General features: G+C 67.9%; 14 protein-coding genes and 1 pseudogene. 5 read left to right on the plus strand and 10 right to left on the minus strand.

From position 1 onward, the window contains the following. Positions 1–2 precede the first annotated feature (2 nt). The 5 genes from EJI01_RS04430 to def form a co-directional block, all read right to left on the minus strand. Entirely contained in the window at positions 3–347 is a 345-nt protein-coding gene (locus EJI01_RS04430) for an AzlD domain-containing protein (protein WP_126836134.1), read from the minus strand. A 2-nt stretch (positions 348–349) separates the two neighbouring features. After that, on the minus strand, positions 350–1,090 hold the full coding sequence (locus tag EJI01_RS04435) for an AzlC family ABC transporter permease (RefSeq protein WP_126835907.1): 741 nt from the start codon (positions 1,088–1,090) through the stop codon (positions 350–352). An 88-nt stretch (positions 1,091–1,178) separates the two neighbouring features. Beyond that, positions 1,179–2,129 carry a methionyl-tRNA formyltransferase gene (gene fmt, locus EJI01_RS04440; protein ID WP_126835908.1) on the minus strand — a complete coding sequence of 317 codons (951 nt, stop codon included), beginning with the start codon at positions 2,127–2,129 and terminating at the stop codon, positions 1,179–1,181. Between the two features lie 7 nt (positions 2,130–2,136). Continuing rightward, positions 2,137–2,646: a hypothetical protein gene (locus EJI01_RS04445; protein ID WP_126835909.1), complete on the minus strand. Its 510-nt coding sequence runs from the start codon at positions 2,644–2,646 to the stop codon at positions 2,137–2,139. Beyond that, positions 2,643–3,176 (minus strand): peptide deformylase, encoded by a 534-nt coding sequence (def, locus tag EJI01_RS04450; protein WP_126835910.1) that lies wholly within the window; start codon positions 3,174–3,176, stop codon positions 2,643–2,645. The genes EJI01_RS04445 and def overlap by 4 nt, the downstream gene beginning before the upstream one ends. A gap of 162 nt (positions 3,177–3,338) precedes the next feature. On the opposite strand from def, the gene EJI01_RS04455 reads away from it, so the two are divergent. From EJI01_RS04455 to EJI01_RS04465, 3 genes and pseudogenes are all read left to right on the plus strand, one after another. Then, complete coding sequence (locus EJI01_RS04455) at positions 3,339–4,556, plus strand: LysM peptidoglycan-binding domain-containing protein (RefSeq protein ID WP_126835911.1); 1,218 nt, start codon at positions 3,339–3,341, stop codon at positions 4,554–4,556. 21 nt (positions 4,557–4,577) lie between these two features. Further along, positions 4,578–5,712: pseudogene (gene dprA, locus EJI01_RS04460) on the plus strand (DNA-processing protein DprA). Positions 5,713–5,771: 59 nt separating this feature from the next. After that, complete coding sequence (locus EJI01_RS04465) at positions 5,772–6,287, plus strand: DUF494 family protein (protein ID WP_126835912.1); 516 nt, start codon at positions 5,772–5,774, stop codon at positions 6,285–6,287. A gap of 94 nt (positions 6,288–6,381) precedes the next feature. Here the strand turns inward: EJI01_RS04465 and EJI01_RS04470 are convergent, their stop codons facing one another. The 5 genes from EJI01_RS04470 to EJI01_RS04490 all read right to left on the minus strand — a co-directional run bounded on the left by EJI01_RS04470 (position 6,382) and on the right by EJI01_RS04490 (position 16,074). After that, on the minus strand, positions 6,382–8,769 hold the full coding sequence (locus EJI01_RS04470) for a DUF1631 family protein (RefSeq protein ID WP_126835913.1): 2,388 nt from the start codon (positions 8,767–8,769) through the stop codon (positions 6,382–6,384). Positions 8,770–8,897: 128 nt separating this feature from the next. Further along, on the minus strand, positions 8,898–9,851 hold the full coding sequence (gene secF / locus EJI01_RS04475; RefSeq protein ID WP_126835914.1) for a protein translocase subunit SecF: 954 nt from the start codon (positions 9,849–9,851) through the stop codon (positions 8,898–8,900). Positions 9,852–9,859: 8 nt separating this feature from the next. Next, positions 9,860–11,740 carry a protein translocase subunit SecD gene (gene secD, locus EJI01_RS04480; protein WP_126835915.1) on the minus strand — a complete coding sequence of 627 codons (1,881 nt, stop codon included), beginning with the start codon at positions 11,738–11,740 and terminating at the stop codon, positions 9,860–9,862. Between the two features lie 187 nt (positions 11,741–11,927). Continuing rightward, positions 11,928–12,260, minus strand: coding sequence for a preprotein translocase subunit YajC (yajC, locus tag EJI01_RS04485; protein ID WP_126835916.1), 333 nt, complete (start codon positions 12,258–12,260; stop codon positions 11,928–11,930). 208 nt (positions 12,261–12,468) lie between these two features. Further along, complete coding sequence (locus EJI01_RS04490) at positions 12,469–16,074, minus strand: indolepyruvate ferredoxin oxidoreductase family protein (RefSeq protein WP_126835917.1); 3,606 nt, start codon at positions 16,072–16,074, stop codon at positions 12,469–12,471. Between the two features lie 180 nt (positions 16,075–16,254). Here EJI01_RS04490 and EJI01_RS04495 point away from each other — a divergent pair, with 180 nt between their 5' ends. Then, a complete protein-coding gene (locus EJI01_RS04495; RefSeq protein ID WP_093108646.1) occupies positions 16,255–16,767 on the plus strand; it encodes an Lrp/AsnC family transcriptional regulator in 513 nt (170 codons plus the stop codon). A gap of 6 nt (positions 16,768–16,773) precedes the next feature. Then, positions 16,774–18,402, plus strand: a complete 1,629-nt coding sequence (locus EJI01_RS04500; protein WP_126835918.1) for an MFS transporter — start codon at positions 16,774–16,776, stop codon at positions 18,400–18,402. The last annotated feature ends 1 nt before the right edge of the window (position 18,403 follow it).

Raw genomic sequence — 18,403 nt, forward strand, 5'->3', positions numbered from 1 at the left:
TGTTACCAACCGAGCCCCAAGTGAAGCGGCAGGTAGACCGCCATGCCTGCCAGCATCGTCCCCAACACGCCGCGGCGCCAGAAGTAATAAGCGGCGCCGGCCGCAGCGGCATACAGCCGCGCATCCTTCCAGGTCGCGATCAGGTGCCCTTGCGTCATCACGATCTCGGGCACGATCACCGCCGCCAACGCCGCCGCAGGCGCATAGTGCAACGCGCGGTGCGCCCATCCCGGCAGGCCCCATGGCCGGTCGAGGATGAAGAAGAAGCAGCGCGTCAGCACCGTGACGCCCGCCAGGCCGACGATCACGGCCAGCGTCCAGAAATCGGTTGACCCGCCGTTGCCCATGTTCACTTGTCGTCCTCCGCACCGGGGTCCAGCCCGAACTGCTTCTCAAGCCAGAAGCACAGCAGCACCGCGACGCCGATGCCGGCCACGATGTTGAGCTTGAGCGGCAGTGCATAGGCCGCCACGGCCGTGGCGCCCGCGACCAGTGCCGCCAGGATGCGCAGCCGCGTCGTCGCCATCGAGCAGACGATGGCCACCAGGCTCAGCACGCCGGCGAAGCCCAGTCCCCAGCTCTGCGGAATCAGGTTGGCCAGCACGATGCCGAGCAGGCTCATGCCCATCCATGAAGACCAGGTTACGAAGTAATTGCCGGTCAGGTAGGCCTCCTGCGCGTGCTTCTCGGGTTCGCTCGCGGGCGGCTCTGGGTAGCGCCCGGTGAACATCGCATAACTCATGTCGGCCGTGAGATAGCCGTGCATGAGCCGGCGCCAGCGCGGCATATGCATGAGGTAGGGCCGCAGATGCAGGCTGAAGACCACGAAGCGCAGGTTGACGCAGAAGCCCGTAGCCAGGACCACCCATGCCGGCGCGCCCGCGATCAGCAGCGGAATCGCGGCCAGCTGCGAGCTGCCGGCATAGACCAGCAGCGTCATCGCGACCGACTCGAACACGCTCATGCCCGACTTGACCATCGCCACGCCGGTCATCAGGCCCCAGGCGCCGATGCCGACGGCGACCGAGGACATCTCGCTCGCGCCTTCGCGGAATTCGGGTTGGCGGCGGATGGAAGAAGACAAGAACATCAGGACTCCCGCCGGGCCGACACAAGGGAGGCCTGCGGCCCCTCGTAAGGCAGCGAGGATACGCAGTGCCGAGCGCGAGGGCAGGTCATCAGCCGAAGACCTGCCCCGGCTGGATGTCGAAGCCGCGCAGGAAATCGGCCGCGGCCAGGCGCTTGCCGCCGGGCCGCTGAAGCTCGGTGATCACGACGACGGCATCCCCGGCGGCAACGGCGATGCCCGGCGCGCCGGCCGCCAGCACCGTGCCTGCCGCGTCGGCAGGCACCCCGGGCTGAACCCGCGCCGCCCAGAGCTTGATGGTTTCGCCGCCGAGCGCGCTGCTCACGCCGGGGAAGGGATCGAAGGCGCGGATGCGGCGCACGATGGCGGCGGCGTCCTGGGTCCAGTCCATCTGCGCTTCGTGCTTCTCGACCTTGTGCGCGTAGGTCACGCCTTCGGCGGGCTGCGGTTCGGCCTGCAGCGTTCCGGCCTCGGCCTGCTTCAGCGCGTCGACGATCAGCCGTCCACCGAGCGCAGCGAGCCGGTCATGTAGTTGCGCGGTGCTGTCCTCGCCGATGGCGAGCGATTCAGAGATCAGCATGTCGCCGGTGTCGAGCCCGGCGTCCATCTGCATGATGGTGACCCCGGTCTCGGCATCGCCGGCCTCGATCGCGCGGTGGATCGGCGCCGCGCCGCGCCAGCGCGGCAGGAGGCTCGCATGGATGTTGAGGCAGCCGAGGCGCGGCGCATCGAGCACCCACTGCGGCAGGATCAGGCCGTAGGCGGCAACCACCGTCACGTCGGGCTGCGCCTCGGCGATGGCGTCACGCGCCGCCGCGGCATCTTCGGGGTACTTGCCGTCCAGCCGAAGGCTGCGCGGCTGCGCCACCGGCCAGCCGTGGGCGACGGCGAACTGCTTGACCGGCGAGGCCTGCAGCTTCATGCCCCGGCCGGCGGGGCGGTCGGGCTGGGTCAGCACCAGCACGATCTCGAAGCCCGCAGCGGCGATCGCCTCCAGCGCGACGCGGGCGAACTCGGGCGTGCCCGCAAATACGACCCTCATGCGCCCCTCACAGCGGGGCCAGCAGTTCGAGCGTCAAATCGTCGCCGGTGTGGTAGCGCTGCACCACGCCGGCGGGATCGACATAGACATAGAGAAGGCGGGGCGTGTTCATCATCTTGTAGCGCCAGGTCCAGATCACGCCGTCGAAGGAACTCACGCGCGTGATCTCGAACGGCCGACCGTAGGTGCGCAGCAGATCGGCCTCGCGCCAGACGCCCACGCCCGGCTGGATGGTGCGGTCGAACAGGCGCTCGTCGAGTTCCTGGCGGATCGAGATCACGCGGCCGCCGGCGTCGAGATCGACGTTGTTCACCTCGAAGCCCGCCGGCGCGCGGGAATACTGGAGCCGCTCGCCGCCGCCGGGCAGCGGATAGATGGCGGTGGGCGCGCCGAGCTGCCGCAGCGCGTCGGCCTTCGAGGTGCCCGGCGCGATTCGCGTGGGCTCGCCCGCACACCCCGCCAGCCCCAGCGCTGCGGCAAGCAGCGCCGCGGCGCCGGCACGGGCGGCGACGCTCACCGCCGCCCGTCCCGTTGTTCGAGCTTCTGGTCTTCGCGCTGCTGCTTGAGCAGCTTGCTCTTGATGCGGTTGCGCTTGAGGGGAGAGAGGTACTCGACGAACACCTTGCCGAGCAGATGGTCGAGCTCGTGCTGGATGCAGACCGCAAGCAAGCCCTCGGCCTCGATGGTCTGGGGCTCCCCATTGGCGTCGAGGGCGGTCACGCGTACCGCGGTCGAACGCTCGACGCCGTCATAGATGCCGGGCACCGAGAGGCAGCCTTCTTCGTTGAGTACTTTTTCCTCACTGGCCCAGACGATCTCGGGGTTGATCAGCACCACCGGCTGGTTGCGCTCCTCCGAAATGTCGATCACCACCAGCCGTTCATGCACGTCGACCTGCGTGGCTGCCAGGCCGATGCCGTTGGCCTCGTACATGGTTTCGATCATGTCGGCGACCAGTGTCTTGATGCGAGCGTCGACGCCCTGCACCGGCTTGGCGACCGTGTGCAGCCGCTTGTCGGGATAGCTCAGGATGGTTCTTTTGGCCATGAATGAGAGGAAAAATTGTCGTTATTTTCGCCATTTCCGCGACGGTACGACGCGCTGCGACCTGATAAACGTTGCCCCTTCAAGGGCTTCAGCGCAAAATTCGTTGCAAATTGTGAGGATTCGTACGTCCCCCTGGGCGTAGTGCGTGCACACCATCAAACCATGAAACAACTCCGAATCAACGACCGCCTGCGTCCGAACATCTTCGCCACGCTGGCGATGATCGCCATGGTGGGCAGCGGCACGACGGCCTTCGCGCAAAACTACCCCGTCACGCCGCAGCAACGCGCCACGGCCCAGCAGACGGCGCAAACCGGCGTGCCGCTCAGCGAGCTGGCGCCGAACGCGCCCGACGAATACACGATCAAGCCGCGCGACACGCTGTGGGCCGTTTCCCGCCTCTTCCTGCGCAGCCCCTGGCGCTGGCCCGAGCTCTGGGGCATGAACATGGGCGAGATCCGCAACCCGCACCTCATCTATCCGGGCCAGGTGCTCTATCTCGACAAGACCGGCGGCCGCGCCCGCCTGAGCACCCGCCGCGGCGGCTCGGGCGCGGCTGACGGAGGCACCATCAAGCTGACGCCGCGCACGCGTTTCGAATCGCTGTCGGGCATGGCGCTGCCGACGCTCAATCCCAGCCTGATCGAGCCCTTCCTGAGCGAACCGATCGTGGTCGACCAGGAGACGCTGCTCTTGTCGCCGCGCATCGTGGCCGGCAACGACAGCCGCGTGTTGCTCGCCCGCGGCGACCGCGCCTATGCGCGCGGCGAAGTCAACTCGCCGCTGGTGGAAACCGCCGGCCCCATCAAGACCTTCCGCATCTTCCGCAACGCAACGCCGCTGAAGGATCCCGGCACCGGCGAGATCCTCGGCTACGAGGCGCAGTACCTCGGCAAGGCCCAGCTGCAGCGCGGCGAGTCGAGCGTCACCGAGATGGTGGAAGGCAAGGAGCTCAAGAGCGTGGTGCCCGCAACCCTCGACATCGTGGCAGCGCGCGAGGAAATGCGCGCCGGCGACCGCCTGCTGCCCGAGCCGCCCCGCCAGCTGCTGAGCTACGTGCCGCGCGCACCCCACCAGACGATCGAGGAGGGCCGCATCGTCTCCGTCTACGGCAACGCCGTCCAGTTCGCGGCCCAGAACCAGGTGGTCGCGATCAACAAAGGCACGATCGACGGCATCGAGAACGGCCATGTGCTGGCCATCCTCAAGAACGGCGAAACCATCATCGACAAGACCGGATCGGGCAAGGAAACGCTGAAGCTGCCCAACGAGCGCATCGGCCTCTTGATGGTGTTCCGTCCGTTCGAGCGGGTCTCGTACGCGCTGGTGCTCGAAATCAGCGACGCTCCGCGCATCGGCGATCTGCTGGTCAATCCCTGACGCCTCCTCTTCCCCCTTCGCGTGGAACGTGAAGAACTCGCGGGCTGGCTGCGGCTCACGCTGACGCCGGGCATCGGCAACGGGGCTGCGCGCAAGCTGCTCGCGGCCTTCGGCCTGCCGCCGGACGTTTTCGTTCAGTCGCCGGCGGCGCTGCGGCAGCTGGTGACCGACGCGCAGGCAGAGGCCCTGTCTCGCGCGCGCCGGCCGAATTCGCAGCGCAGGTCGATCAGACCCTCGAGTGGCTGCAAGGCGCCACGCGGCGCATCCTGACCCTCGGCGATCCCGGCTATCCGGCCTCGCTGCTTGAGATGGCGGACCCGCCGCTGATGCTCTACCTGCTGGGTGCGCCGGCATTGAATTTCACGCAGCTCAAGAACAGCATCGCCTTGGTCGGCAGCCGCAATCCGACGCCGCAGGGCACGTCGAAGGCGCGCGCGTTCGCTCGGGCTTCGGTGAAGCCGGCATTCCGGTGGTGTCGGGGCTTGCGCTCGGCGTCGACGGCGCGGCATACGAAGGCGCGCTCGATGCATCCGATGACCCCGACCGCCCGGCGACGGTGGCGGTGGTCGGCACGGGCCTGGACCGCGTCTACCCCGCCAGGCACCGCGAGCTGGCGCACCGCATTGCGGCCCGCGGCCTGATCGTGAGCGAGTTCCCGCTCGGCACGCCGCCGCTCAACCAGAACCTCCCGAAGCGCAACCGCATCATTGCCGGCCTGGCGCGCGGCACGCTGGTGGTGGAGGCCGCACTGCAGTCGGGCTCGCTGATCACCGCCAGGCTCGCGACCGAGCAGGGCAAGGAGGTGTTCGCCATTCCCGGCTCGATCCACTCGCCGCAGTCGCGCGGCTGCCATGCCTTGATCCGCCAGGGTGCGAAGCTGGTCGAGACAGTGAGCGACGTGCTCGAAGAGCTGCAGCTGGAGGACGTTGCCGCTTCCACCGCCACCGCCGCGAACCCGAGATCCGAAGACGCCGATGCCATGCTGGAACACCGGCTGCTGCGCAACATGGGCTACGACCCGGTGAGCCTGGATGCGCTGTGCGCACGCACCGGCTTCAGCGCCGCCGAGCTGCATGCGCAGTTGCTGGAACTCGAACTCGCCGGCAGCGTGGCCCGCCTGCCCGGCGGCCTGTTCCAGCGCGTCGCGCAGGCTTGACGGCGTCGCGTTCGAACAACGCGGCGAGCCAGGCGCGCCGAGTGGGCTATATTGGCCCCATGTTCGAAGTGCTCGTGTATGTCTACGAAAACTACTGGCGCGGCGATGCGTGTCCCGAGCCCGAGCAACTGGGCCGCAAGCTCAGCGCGCAGGGCTTCGATGCGGAAGAGATCCGCGACGCGCTGCGCTGGCTCGACGGCCTGAGCCTCGCCACCCAGGGCGTGCAGCTGACCCGGCACCCCGAGGGGACCAGCGCCACGGTGAGCCTGCGCAGCTCGGCCGATGCCGCCCTGCCCGCATCGCCGGGCTCGATGCGCGTCTATTCGGCCGCCGAGCAGGAGCACCTGGGTGCCGAATGCCTGGGCTTCATCAGTTTCCTCGAGTCGTCTCACGTGCTGCCCTCCGGCATGCGCGAGATCGTGATCGAGCGCGCGATGGCCACGCCGGGCGACCCGGTGGCGCTCGACGAGCTCAAGATCATCGTGCTGATGGTGCACTGGAGCACCGGCGTCGAGCCCGATGCGCTGGTGCTCGACGAGCTTTGCGACGACACGACCGATCGCATCGCGCATTGAGGCTCTCCCCCAGGCTCCGCGCACTTCGTGTCGCGCGCGCCTCCCGCGGTGTCCCGCAAACGGGCCTGGCTTCGCCGGCCGCGGAGATTCTTATCTAGTTCAGCAGTCGTTCGGGATTCGCGTCGAGCTTGGCCAGCGCCTCGCGCGTGGCCCGCACCGTGAGCGTTTCCTCTTCCGCCGGCACCAGCAGCCCGGCCTGCAGATAGGACGCCAGCCGCCCGACCTGGACCAGGAAGCTGCGCCCGTCGCTCGATGCGAACAGGTGCAGCTGCTTGCGCTCGCTGCGCCAGACGAACTGGACCTGGCTCACGCGGTCGTTGTGGTCGAGCATGAACCAGGTACCGACCTGGAGTTCGCGCGCCCACGCGAGCATGTCCTCGCCGACCTTGGTGCCGGTGTCGGGCACGATCTCGAGCGATGCCGCATCGACCCCGAGCAGCAGCTCGATGCTGGCGGCGTCCAGCGGCAGGTCGGTCGCGCCGTCGTCATCGGAAACGAAATCCTCGAGGTTGGCCAGGCGCTTGGCCATGGCCTCGATCTTGGCCGGCGGAATGGCCTCGGTCTTCGACAGGAAGGCATCGGACAGCGTGGCGCCGATGGTCTTGATGTGCGCCTCCTGCGGCTCGCCCTCGATGCCCAGCAGGCCCATGCCCTGGCGCAGGCGCTGCAGCAGCTGGGGCAGATCCTGGATCACGCGGGCGCGGTCGTTGCGGTTGGGCTTGGCGCTCGCGGCCCACACCAGGTCGGAAGCGGCGCGCTTGAGCGTGACCGTCTGCTCGTCCTGGGCGCCGTAACGCAGCGCCGCGATCGCGAGCACCTCGGCCCAGACCTTGAACAGGAATTCGCGGATCTCCTCGCGCACCGGCATGTCGTTGAGCATCTTGCGCAACTCGATGGTGTACTGGATCGCCATCGTCTCCTTCTGCTCGACCTGCTGTGCCACGCTCATCAGGCGCTGGGTGGCGTCGCTCTGCGTCAGGTACTTGTTGAGGAAGGCGACGAATTCGTCGAACACCAGCTTGAACACGCGCTGGCCGGTTTCAGGGTACTGCTCGATCACCTGGACCACGCGCCGGATCTCGCCCTCTAGCGCGCTGCCCGAGATGGCGGCGGCGTCGAAGCCCATGACGCAGGAGCCCATGCGGTCGATCAGCATGCGCGCAGGATGCTGCAGCGTGCCGAAGAATTCCGGCTCGGCGATCGCGACGCGCAGCACCGGCATCTGCAGCCGCGCGAACCACACGCGCGCCGAGAACGGGATGCGCTCCTCGGCAAGAATGGCCTGGAACATCAGCGCCACGATCTCGACCGTCGCCTTGTCGGCCGTGGTCGGCGCCTTCTTCTTGAGTTCGCTGGTGCGCCGGCGCAGTTCGGCCGCGGTCTGGTGAATGGCCGTGGCTTCGTCGCCGACCACGTACTGCGAGGCCATCATCTGGTAGGCCGCTTCCGCATCGGCGATGGCGGCGGCAAAGGCCGGTGCGCCGAGGCCACCGGCATTGCCACTGCCGCCCGCACCGCCGCCGGACCCGCCCGCGGCTCCGGCGCGGTGCTGGGTGATGTCGCCGCCGATGCGCGCGGTCACGAAACGCTTGAGATTGAGCAGCACGCCCTGCGCCCGCTGGCGCGCCAGGACCAGCGGCGAGCCGCCGGTCGCGACCATCGTGTCGCCGCCGGCGCTGCCAGGCCCGCGGCCGACGCCGATCGCCGCCGGCGCGAAGCTGCCGGGGGGCGCTCCGAAGGCGGCCGGATTGCCGCCGATGCCCATCGGCGCGCTGCCGGCATGGGATGCTCTCGCGAAACTGGAGCCGAGCGCCGCCGTGCCGGAACTGACACTGCCGGTGCGCTTGACGAAGCTCTTGAGATCGATCTCGGGCATCACGCCCTTCTCGATCAGGAAGGCATTGGATTCCCTGTAGGCCTTGGCGATCACATCGACCAGGTGGTTCTGCACCACGTCCTGCACCTTGGTCCAGAGACTGCGGCTCAGGCCGGCGGCTAGCCACTGGTCGACCAGCACCTTGGCCAGCGCCTCGGGCTTGAGGATGTCCCGGGCAGCCAGCTCGGCCGTGCCTTCGAGATGCTGGATGCGCAGGCGCAGGTCGTTGAGCTCGAAGCTGGCCTTGTCCTGGATGGCCTGGGCCAGGCGCGAGTACAGGATGCCGGTTTCCACCACGTCGTCGCCGATCAGCTCGAGACGCGACAGCGAGTTGGCCGAAGGCCCGCTGCCGGTGCTGCCGGCCAGCGCCTTGCGCCATGCGGTCTGCGACAACGGCACCCAGCTCGACCCCTGGGCCTGAAAAGCGATGTAGTCGTCGCGGTTCTCCTGCATCTGGCGCACGTTGCCGGTCATCCCGGCCAGCGCAGCCAGCCGCTCGCGGATCGCGAGAGCGACCGGCGGGATCGCCCCTTCGGTGGCGGCGACGAAGCGTTCGCGCGTCTCGCGAGCGAGTTGCTGGGAAGAAGCTGGAGACCGCGAGATCATGGACAGTAGCGACGGCTAATTAAAACGTTTCAGGCGCGAGCTTGCATCTGTAAGCGTAACCGCACAAGAGCCGCCCCCGCTCGGCAGCAACCCCAACAGACGAAAGTCGGTGTGCCGTGACGCGCCGTTCACACGGTGGCGCCTGCGTTCGGATCGTCCGGATCGCCCTCGCGCTTGATCGGCCCCTTGACCAGGTCCTCCCGCTTCACGCCCAGCCACATCGCGATCGCCGCCGCCACGAAGGCCGACGAGTAGATGCCGAACAGGATGCCGATCGTCAGCGCCAGCGCGAAGTAGTGCAGCGTGGGGCCGCCGAAGAAGAACATCGAGAGCACCACCAGTTGGGTCGAGCCGTGCGTGATGATGGTGCGGCTGATGGTCGAGGTGATCGCGTTGTCGATGACTTCGCGTGTCGTCATCTTGCGGTAGCGCCGGAAGTTCTCGCGCACGCGGTCGAAGATGACCACCGACTCGTTGACCGAATAGCCCAGCACCGCCAGCACCGCCGCCAGCACGGCGAGCGAGAACTCCCATTGGAAGAAGGCGAAGAAGCCCAGGATGATCACCACGTCGTGCAGGTTGGCGAGCACGGTGGCGACCGCGAACTTCCATTCGAAGCGGAAGGCCAGGTAGACCATGATGCCGACCACCACCATGCCCAGCGCCTTCAGGCCGTTGGTGGTGAGCTCCTCGCCCACCTGCGGGCCGACAAATTCGTTGCTGCGCAAGGTGGCCGATGGGTCTGCCGCCTTGAGCGCCGCCATCACTTGCTCGCTCTGCTGGGCCGAGGTCTGGCCTTTTTGCACCGGCAGGCGGATCTGCACGTCGCGCGAGGTGCCGAAGTTCTGCACCTGCACCTCGGGGTAGCCGAGCTTGCCTACGGTCTCGCGCACCTTGCCGACGTCGACCGATTGCTGGTAGGCGACCTCCATCACGGTGCCGCCGGTGAACTCGACCGACAGGTGCAGCCCGCGGTGGAACAGGAAGAACACCGCCAGCAGGAAGGTGATGATGGAAATCGCGTTCAGCACCAGCGCGTGGCGCATGAACGGGATGGTCCGGTGGATGCGGAAGAACTCCATTTTTTCCCTTACTTGACGTCGGCCATGGTCTTGCCGGCGTCCGGCTTCCAGACCGTACCGATCGACAGGCTCTTGAGCTTCTTCTTGCTGCCGTACCAGAAGTTCACCAGCCCGCGCGAGAAGAACACCGCCGAGAACATGGAGGTGACGATGCCGATGCAGTGCACCACGGCGAAGCCGCGCACCGGGCCCGAGCCGAAGGCCAGCAGCGCGATGCCCGCGATCAGTGTGGTCACGTTGGAATCGAGAATCGTGCCCCAGGCGCGGTCATAGCCCGCATGGATGGCCGCCTGCGGCGAGGCGCCGTTGCGCAGTTCCTCGCGCACGCGCTCGTTGATCAGCACGTTGGAGTCGATGGCCACGCCGATCGCGAGCGCCATCGCCGCGATGCCGGGCAGCGTGAGCGTGGCCTGCAGCATCGAAAGGATTGCGACCAGCAGCAGCAGGTTGACGGCGAGCGCGATCGACGAGATCACGCCGAACAGCGCGTAGTACGCGCACATGAAGATCATGATGGCGATGAAGCCGTACATCACGCTCTTGAAGCCCTTCTCGATGTTGTCGGCACCCAGGGTCGGACCGATGGTGCGTTCCTGGATGATTTCCATCGGCGCGGCCAGCGAGCCGGCGCGCAGCAGCAGCGCGAGGTCGTTGGCCTCGACCACCGTCATCGAGCCCGAGATCTGGAAGCGGTTGCCGAGCTCGCCGTTGATCGACGGTGCGGTCAGGACCTCGCCCTTGCCCTTTTCGAAGATCAGCATCGCCATGCGCTTGCGGAAGTTCTCGCGACTCACGTCGCGCATGATGCGGCCGCCCTTGGAATCCATGGTCAGGTCGACCTTGGGCTGCTGGGTCTGCGAGTCGAAGCCGGGTTGCGCGTCGGTGAGGTTCTCGCCCGTCACCAGCACCTGTTTCTTGACGATGACGGCGCGGCCTTCGCGATCGAGGAATTTCTCGGAGCCGAAGGGCACAGGGCCGCTGCCGGTTTCGGCCGCGCGGCCTTCGGCCGACTCGTCGACCAAGCGCATCTCGAGCGTGGCGGTGCGGCCCAGGATGTCCTTGGCCTTGGCCGTGTCTTGCACGCCCGGCAGCTGCACCACGATGCGGTCCAGGCCCTGCTGCTGGATCACCGGCTCGGCCACGCCGAGCTCGTTGATCCGGTTGTGCAGGGTCGTGATGTTCTGCTTGAGCGCCGCATCCTGCAGCCGGCGCGCGGCCTCGGGCTTGATGGTGGCGACGAGCCTCCACTCGCTGCCTTCCTGGCTCTCGGTCGTCGCGAGATCCGGGAACTGGTCCTGGATCAGCGCCTTGGCTGCGTCCAGCCCGGCGGCATCGCGGAAGCGCACCTCGATGGTCTGGCCGTTGCGGTTGACCGAGGTGCCGCGGACATTTTTGTCGCGCAGGCCGGTGCGCAGATCGTTGGCGAAGGACTCGGCCCGCTTGTCGATGGCGCCCTTCATGTCGACCTGCAGCAGGAAGTCGACGCCGCCGCGCAGGTCCAGGCCCAGATACATCGGGTAGGCGTGCAGCGCGGCGAGCCATGCCGGCGAGCGCGACACCAGGTTGAGCGCCACGATGTAGGGCGGGTCGCTCGGGTCCGGCACCAGCGCGCGCTGCAGCACGTCGCGCGCCTTCAGCTGGTCGTCGGTGCTGAGGAAGCGCGCGCGCACCGAGGTGGCGTCCAGCGTCATCAGGTCGGGCGCGAGCCCGGCGGCCTTCAGCGCCTCGGCCACGCGGGCCTGGGTACCGGCGTCGACCTTGACGGTCGACTTGCCCGCGGATACCTGCACCGCAGGCGCCTCGCCGAAGAAATTGGGCAGGGCATAGATCAGCCCCACGAGCAGCACGATCACGATGATCGCGTACTTCCAGACCGGATATCGGTTCATAGCTTTGCTCGTCCCCAGGCTGCGCGCACTGCGTGTCGCTTCGCCGACCCCCTACCGGGGGCGCTGCCTATGGCCCGGCAAAGCCGGTTCCATGGCAGCCCACGAACGCGGCGCGCTACGCGCGGCCGATGGAGAAAATGGTCACTGCACATTGCATTTCGGCCGGCGAAGCCGGCTGGGGGAAGCATTACTTGATGGCGCCTTTGGGCAGCACTTGCACGACCGCCGAGCGCTGCAGCTGCACTTCGACGCCCTTGGCGATCTCGACCGTCAGGTATTGGTCGCCGAGCTGGGTGATCTTGCCGAGCAGGCCGCCGGCGGTCGCCACCTCGTCGCCCTTGGCCAGGGCGTCGATCATGGCGCGCGCTTCCTTCTGGCGCTTCATCTGCGGGCGGATCATCACGAAATACAGCACCACGAACATCAACACCAGCGGCAGCATGCTGCCGAGCGAGGACATCATGTCGCCGCCGCCGGCAGCAGCAGGCGCGGTCTGGGCGAAAGCAGAGGAAATGAACAAGGAAGTCTCCAGCAGAGGGAAGTGATAAGAGCGTGAAACCCCGCCGGGGTTCACGCGTCCGCGGCGCATGACGCGGCCGCACAGCGCGGGGCCGAGCCGCGCACAGCATCGAGCATTGTATTCGGCGACGTCCGCCCCGCCGACGTGCTAACCCGGCGACGGATTCAGGGCTTTCGGGGCCGCGCCAGGCGGTCCGCCCGCGCGCGCCTCAGGCTGCAGCGCGCTGCGCCTGCGGATCGCGCCACTTGGCCACCAGCTCGGCCCAGCGCTTGCGCGCGGCCGCCAGGTTGCGCTCCTTGACGTGGCCGTAGCCGCGGATCTGCTCGGGCAGGCTCGCGATTTCGAGCGCGAGCGCATGGTTGCCGGCGTTCAGCCCGGCCAGCACTTCGTCGATGCTGGCACGGTACTCGGCGATCAGCGCGCGCTCGGTCTTGCGCTCTTCGGTGCGGCCGAAGACGTCGAGCGCCGTGCCGCGCAGACCCTTGAGCTTGGCGAGCAACCGGAAGCCGGTCAGCATCGCGGGGCCGAACTTCTGCTTCTGCAGTTCGCCTTTGGCATTGCGCTTGGCGATGATCGGCGGGGCCAGGTGGTAGTGGAGCTTGAAGTCGCCCTCGAACATGCCCTCGACCCGATCGAGGAAGCTGCGGTCGGTGTGCAGGCGCGCGACTTCGTACTCGTCCTTGTAGGCCATGAGCTTGAACAGGTAGCGCGCCACCGCTTCGGTCAAACTGGTTTTGCCCAGCGCCGACTCGGCCTGCTGCACCTTCGCGACGAAGGCCTTGTACTGCCCCGCATAGGCCGCGTTCTGGTAGCCGGCGAGGAACTCGGCGCGGCGCGGGACCAGGCTCTCGATCGTGTCGCGCTTCTTGAACTCGATGACCTGGCCGGGCGAGATGCGCTTTTGCAGCGCTTCCGGCCGCTGCGCGGCCTGGCGCCCCCATTCGAAGGCGGCCTTGTTGTTCTCGATCGCCACCGCATTGAGCTCGATCGCGCGCATCAGCGACGCATGCTCGAGCGGAAGCCAGCCCTTCTGCCAGGCGTAGCCCAGGATCATCGGATTGACGTAGATGCTGTCGCCCATCAGCGAGGTCGCGGCCGCATCGGCATCGAAGGCGCCGACGCCTTCGACTCCCACGGCGCGCGCGATCTCGGCGGCGCAGGCTTCCTGCGGGTTCTGCCAGTTGGCGTTGCGCACGAAGGCCGCCGTCGGCGTGCTGTGGCTGTTGAGCGCGACATGGGTGCGCCCTTCGCGCATGCGCGCCATGGTTTCGGCGTTCACGCTGACCAGCGGGTCGCAAGCCAGGATCAGGTCGGCCGCCGCTGTGCCCACGCGCGTGGTGCGGATGTCGTCCTGCGTGTCGCCGATCAGCACGTGGCTCCAGGTGGCACCGCCCTTCTGCGCCAGCCCGGCCGCGTCCTGCGTGACGATGCCCTTGCCCTCGATGTGGGCCGCCATGCCCAGCAGCTGGCCGATGGTGATGACGCCGGTACCGCCGACGCCCGCCACCACCACGCCCCAGACCTTGCCGCCCGAAAGCGAAGGCAGGGCCGGCTCTGCAAGCGCACCCAGCTCCGCCGGCGTGGCGGACTTGTCCTTCGCCTTCTTCTTGAGCTGACCGCCTTCGACGGTCACGAAGCTCGGGCAGAAGCCCTTCAGGCAGCTCATGTCCTTGTTGCAGGTGCTCTGGTTGATGGTGCGCTTGCGGCCGAACTCGGTCTCCAGCGGCTCGACCGAGAGGCAATTGCTCTGCACGCTGCAGTCGCCGCAGCCTTCGCAGACCAGGTCGTTGATCACCACGCGTTTGGCCGGATCGACTGCCGTGCCGCGCTTGCGGCGGCGGCGCTTCTCGGTGGCGCAGGTCTGGTCGTAGATGATGGCCGTGGTGCCCTTGATTTCGCGGAACTCGCGCTGGACCTCGTCCAGCTCGTCGCGATGGCGCACCTTCACGTCCTGGCCCGGCACGTTCACGCCCTCGTACTTCTCGGGCTCGTCGGTCACGACCACGACCTTGACCGCGCCTTCGGCATGCAGGCTTTCGGCGATCTGCAACACCGAGTGGCCCTCGGGCCGCTCGCCGACCTGCTGGCCGCCGGTCATGGCGACCGCGTCGTTGTAGAGGATCTTGTAGGTGATGTTGACGCCGGCCGCGATGCTCTGGCGGATCGCCAGCAGGCCGCTGTGGAAGTAGGTTCCGTCGCCGAGGTTGGCGAAGATGTGCTGGTCGGTGGTGAAGGGCTGCTGGCCGACCCACGGCACGCCCTCGCCGCCCATCTGCGTGAAGCCCAGCGTCGAGCGATCCATCCAGGTCGCCATGAAATGGCAGCCGATGCCCGCCATCGCGCGCGAACCCTCGGGCACCACGGTGCTGGTGTTGTGCGGGCAGCCGGAGCAGAACCAAGGCTGGCGTGCGGCGTCCGACACGCCGACGGTCTGCGGCGCCGCCATCGCCTGCTCCTTGGCCTCGAGGATGGCGAGCTGCGCATCGATGCGCGCGGCCATGTCGGCGCCGGCGGCAGCCAGGAGGCCGCTCTTCTTCAGGCGCTGCGCGATCGCCTTGGCGATCAGTGCCGGGTTCAGGTCGGCATTGGCGCGCAACAGCGTGTGCGAGGTCGGATTGGGCATCGACCATTCGCCGCCGGAGTAGCCCTCGGCCTCGTACACCTCGCCCTCGTCGAACTTGCCGACCACGTTGGGCCGCACGTCGGCGCGCCAGTTGTAGAGCTCTTCCTTGAGCTGGTATTCGATGACCTGGCGCTTCTCCTCGACCACCAGGATCTCCTGCAGGCCGGTGGCGAAGGCGCGCGTGAGCTGCGCCTCCAGCGGCCACACGACCGCGACCTTGTGCAGCCGGATGCCGAGCTGGCGGCAGGCTGCGTCGTCCAGGCCCAGGTCGAGCAGCGCCTGGCGCGTGTCGTTGAAGGCCTTGCCGCTGGCCATGATGCCGAAGCGGTCGTTCGGGCCTTCGATCACGTTGTGATTGAGCCGGTTGGCGCGGATGTAGGCCAGTGCGGCGTACCACTTGTAGTGCATGAGCCGCGCCTCCTGCTCCAGCGCATGGTCGGGCCAGCGGATGTGCAGGCCGCCGGGCGGCATCTGGAAGTCGGTGGGCATCACGATCTCGACGCGCTCGGGGTCGATCATCGCGGTGGCGCTCGATTCGACGATCTCCTGGATCGTCTTCATGCCCGACCAGATGCCGGCGAAGCGGCTCATCGCGAAGGCATGGATGCCGAGATCCAGGATCTCCTGCACGTTGGTCGGGAAGAACACCGGCGTGCCGCAGGCCTTGAAGATGTGGTCGCTCTGGTGCGCCGCGGTCGAGCTCTTGGAGATGTGGTCGTCGCCGGCCACTGCGATCACGCCGCCCCAGGGTGTGGTCCCGGCCATGTTGGCGTGCTTGAAGACGTCGGAGCAGCGGTCTACACCAGGGCCCTTGCCGTACCAGATGCCGAACACGCCGTCGTACTTGTTGGTGCCCGCGGGCGAGAAGCCCAACTGCTGGGTGCCCCAGAGCGCGGTGGCCGCGAGCTCCTCGTTCACGCCCGGCTGGAACACGATGTGCTGTTCCTTCAGGTACTTGCTGGCCTTCCAGAGCGCCTGGTCGTAGCCGCCGAGCGGCGAGCCGCGGTAGCCGCTGACGAAGCCGGCCGTGTTCTTGCCGGCCTGCTTGTCGCGCAGGCGCTGCAGCATCGGCAGCTTGACCAGGGCCTGCACGCCGGACATGAAGGCGCGGCCGTAGTCGAGTGAATATTTGTCGTCGAGCGTGACGGTTTCCAGGGCCTTGCGGATGTGTTCCGGCAGCGGTGCGTTCATCGAGTTTGTCTCCGTGGCTGTGCCTTGTGGGCTTGGCGGTTGGCGGCGAGGCGTCCGGGTAGGAACACACCCCGCAGCCATCATGCTCGCAAAGTGTATGCCTGCTGCCTTGATAGGTGTTTGCGTTCTTTGCCCATTCAAGACCGTGTTTTGAAAGGATCTTGCTTAAACTAGGCCTCCATGGAAAGCATTGACAAATTCGACCTCGCGATCCTGCAAGAACTGCAGGCCGATGCCCGGCTCACCAACGCCGAGCTGGCCCAGCGCGTGGGGCTCTCGGCCGCGCCCTGCTGGCGCCGCGTGCGGGCGCTCGAGACCGCCGGCTACATCCGCGGCTACCACGCCGAGATCGACCGCCACAAGATCGGCCTGGGCGTGCTCGCCTTCGTGCGCCTGGACACCGACCGCGCCACCGGCGAAGTCACGCGCAAGATCGAGGAAGCGATCCGCAAGCTGCCCGAAGTGGTGGCCTGCCACTACATCAGCGGCACCGGCATGTTCGAGCTGCAGGTGGTCGCCGAAGACCTGGACGGCTTCTCGCGCTTCGCGCTCAACAGCCTGATGCACCTGCCCAATGTGAAAGACCTGCACACCAGCTTCTCGCTCGGCGAGGTCAAGGCCAGCCGAGCGCTGCCGCTGGGCCACCTGGCGAAGAAGCCGGCCAAGTCCGGCAAGCCGGGCGCGGGACAATAGCGGCCGATGCCACCGATCTCGACCGAGGAAACCCCCGTCGCCCCCTTGCGCGCGCAGCCGCCGCGCATCGGCCCCTTCGAACCGCTCAGGCAGCCGGTGTTCCGCATGCTGTGGAGCACCTGGCTGGTCGCCAACGTCTGCATGTGGATGAACGACGTGGCGGCGGCCTGGATGATGACCTCGCTGACCACCTCGCCGATCTGGGTCGCGCTGGTGCAGTCGGCCTCCACGCTGCCGGTGTTCCTGCTCGGGCTGCCCAGCGGCGCGCTGGCCGACATCCTGGACCGGCGCCGCTGGCTGGTCGCCACCCAGTTCTGGCTCGCCGGCACAGCGATCGTGCTGTGCGGCGCCGTGGTGCTGGACCTCATGACCGCGCCGCTCCTGCTGGCGCTGACCTTCGCCAACGGCATCGGCCTGGCGCTGCGCTGGCCGGTGTTCTCGGCCATCGTGCCCGAGCTGGTGCCGCGCACCCACCTGCCGGCTGCGCTCGGCCTCAACGGCTTGGCGATGAACGCCTCGCGCATCGTCGGCCCGCTCCTGGCCGGCTCGCTGATCGCGAGCGCGGGCACCGTCTGGGTGTTCGGCCTCAACGCGGTGCTGTCCATCGCCTCGGGCTTCATCGTGCTGCGCTGGCGGCGCGAGCACAAGCCCAATCCGCTGGGCCGCGAAAAGCTCGTCAGCGCGATGCGCGTCGGCGTGCAGTTCGTGCGCCAGTCGCAGCGCATGCGCGCAGTGCTCACGCGCATCTCGATCTTCTTCCTTCATTCCACCGCGCTGCTCGCGCTGTTGCCGCTGCTGGCGCGCAACCTGCAAGGCGGCGGGGCCGGCACCTTCACGCTGCTGCTGGCGGCGATGGGATCGGGCGCCATCGTGGCGGTGCTGTTCCTGCCGCGTCTGCGCCAGGCGCTCGCGCGCGACCAGCTGGTGATCCGCGGCGCCATGCTGCAGTCCGCCGCCACGGCCGTGATGGTGGTGGCGCCCAACGCCTGGGTCGCGGTGCCGGCGATGTTCCTCGGCGGCATGGCCTGGATCACGGTGGCCAATTCGCTCTCGGTCTCGGCCCAGCTCGCGCTGCCCGACTGGGTGCGCGCGCGCGGCATGTCGATGTACCAGATGGCCATCATGGGCGCTAGCGCTTTCGGCGCCGCGCTCTGGGGCCAGGTGGCCGAGCTCTCCTCGCTCTACATCAGCCTCGGCATCGCGGCCGCGAGCGGCACCCTGTGCATGCTGGTCGCGCTGCGCTACGTGACCGACGGCGTCGGCGAAGAGGACGACACCAGCCCCGCGCGCAAGGGCTGGGTCAAGGGCCCGCCGGCGGAAGCGCCGGGCGAGGAGGGGCGGGTGGTGATCACCGTCGAATACATGATCGATCCTGCGCGCGCCGCCGCCTTCCACATCGTGATGCAGCAGACGCGCCGCGCGCGCTTGAGCCAGGGCGCGATCGGCTGGGAGCTGCTGCACGACATCGCCGAGCCGGGCCGCTATGTCGAGGAGATCGTCGACGAATCGTGGACCGAGCATCTGCGCCGCTTCCATCGCGCGACGGCGGCCGACATGGCGCTGCGCGAGCGGCGCCTGGCTTTCCACCAGGGCGAAACGGTCCCGGTGGTGACGCGCTACGTGGTGCGGCGCTGAA

This window comes from Variovorax sp. MHTC-1 (assembly GCF_003984645.1).
Lineage (GTDB): Bacteria > Pseudomonadota > Gammaproteobacteria > Burkholderiales > Burkholderiaceae_C > Variovorax.